The 1960-nt window shown below is 69.2% G+C and carries 2 protein-coding genes; both read right to left on the reverse strand.

The features are described 5' to 3' along the window. Positions 1 to 31: 31 nt before the first annotated feature. Positions 32 to 478, reverse strand: a complete 447-nt coding sequence (locus B2W70_RS14900) for a DUF3717 domain-containing protein (RefSeq protein WP_286746843.1) — start codon at positions 476 to 478, stop codon at positions 32 to 34. A gap of 49 nt (positions 479 to 527) precedes the next feature. Further along, positions 528 to 1871, reverse strand: a complete 1344-nt coding sequence (locus tag B2W70_RS14905) for a tryptophan--tRNA ligase (RefSeq protein ID WP_286746845.1) — start codon at positions 1869 to 1871, stop codon at positions 528 to 530. Positions 1872 to 1960 lie beyond the last annotated feature (89 nt).

Raw genomic sequence — 1960 nt, forward strand, 5'->3', positions numbered from 1 at the left:
CCTCGGCCGCAACGGCCGGTGGCGTGCCGGCTCAGGTCCCGGGCCGCTCCGCCTGAGGCGCCACGGCGCCCTGCGCCTCTCGAGCGCGCTCCGCATAGCGGTTGAAGCGCCAGGCGCTGGACTCGATGGTGATGCGCCGCCAGGTCTCGCGCTTTTCGCCCGGGCTCATCTCGGGCCACAGCTGCACCTCGTCGAAGGTGCGCCCACAGCCCTTGCACAGGTCATCGCCCTGGCTGGTCGAGCAAATGGCGATGCAGGGCGTGTCGGGCGTGGTCTCGTACCACTTCAACCAGGCCTGGTAGGCCGTGGCGGGCATGCTGTCTTCGTCGCAAAGCGGCTCGTGGTGGTAGACCATGAGCGCGTAGACCTCGGCGAGCTTTTTCACCTCGGGTGCCAGGCTGATGCCGTCGGGCGAAGGCGAGCGCTCGCGCCACCAGTTGATGGCGGACTCGATGTCGGTGATGTGGATGCCGGCCATGGGTGCTGGAGCGGGAGCGGTGTGTGAGCAGGTGCCTGGCGCGAGGGGATCAGGCCTGTGCGGCCTTGGCAGCCTTCTCGGCTTCGGCCTGTCGCGTGGCCTCGACCAGGGTGGCCAGTGCTTCGGACACAGCGCGAGCGTCCACCCCCTCGGCGCGGGCCACCGGCGCATCGGCCAGGGCGGCTTCGCCTTCGGCCTTCAGGCGCTTGACCCAGTTGCCGGCTTCGCGGCCATCGGCCAGGCCGGTGCTTTGCAACAGCAGCGCGCCCTGGTGGGTTGTGAGCTTGAAGTAGAACAAGCCGTCGGCCTCGCGGTACTGCTTGATTTGCGGCAGCGCCAGTTTGTCGGCGGCGGCCTTGGCGGCCGGCTGGCCCACGGCCACCATCTTGCGCAGGCCCACGGCCTGGCGCAGCTCGGCGATGAAGGGCGTGGCGGTGCGGCGGGCCTTGTCTGCCCCCGCCTGCAGCACCTCTTCGATGCGCTCGGGGTGGGCAACCAGCTCCGCGTAGTGCGCGCGCATGGGGCCCACGTGGGCCTCGATCAGGTCGACCACGCGCTGCTTGGCATCGCCCCAACCCAGGCCGGCAACCAGATCGCGGCGGAAGGCCTCGCGGGTGGCGGCGTCGGCGAAGGCGTCGTGCAGGGTGACCAGGTGCGAGGCCTCGGGGTCCTTGGGCTCACCGGGCAGGCGCGAATCCGTCACCACGCGGGCGATGGCGTCTTTCAGGCCTTTGGCGCCGCCTTCGAACAGGGGCACGGTGTTGTCGTAGCTCTTGCTCATCTTGCGGCCGTCCAGGCCGGGCAAGGTGGCCACGCTTTCTTCGATCTCGGCTTCGGGCAGCACGAACAGCTCTTTGCCCGCGCCATAGAGGTGATTGAAGCGCTGGGCCACGTCGCGCGCCATCTCGATGTGCTGCACCTGGTCGCGGCCCACGGGCACGCGGTGGGCGTTGAACATGAGGATGTCGGCGGCCATCAGCACGGGGTAGCAGAACAGGCCCATGGTGACGCCGTCGTCGGGCTCGGCGCCCTTGGCTTCGTTGGCATCGACCGAGGCCTTGTAGGCGTGGGCGCGGTTCATCTGGCCTTTGGCCGTCACGCAGGTCAGCAGCCAGTTCAGCTCGGTGATCTCGGGGATGTCGCTTTGTGCGTAGAAGGTCACGCGCTGGGTGTCGAGGCCTGCGGCCAGCCAGGTGGCGGCGATCTCCAGGCGCGAGCGGGCGATGCGCGCCGGGTCGTCGCACTTGATGAGGGCGTGGTAGTCGGCCAGGAAGAAGAAGCTTTCCACCCCAGGCTCGCGGCTGGCCGCGATGGCCGGGCGGATGGCGCCGACGTAGTTGCCGAGGTGGGGGGTGCCGGTGGTCGTGATGCCGGTGAGGACGCGCTGGTTCATCCGGTGATTTTAGGGGTGGTGGGGTTGCGGTGGGTTGGGGATGGGTTTGCCACGGTTTGCGCAACGGGATGGGGGCGAGGGGGGCCTGC

The sequence above is a fragment of the Aquabacterium sp. UBA2148 genome (assembly GCF_002328915.1).
Taxonomy (GTDB): Bacteria; Pseudomonadota; Gammaproteobacteria; order Burkholderiales; family Burkholderiaceae_C; genus Aquabacterium; species Aquabacterium parvum.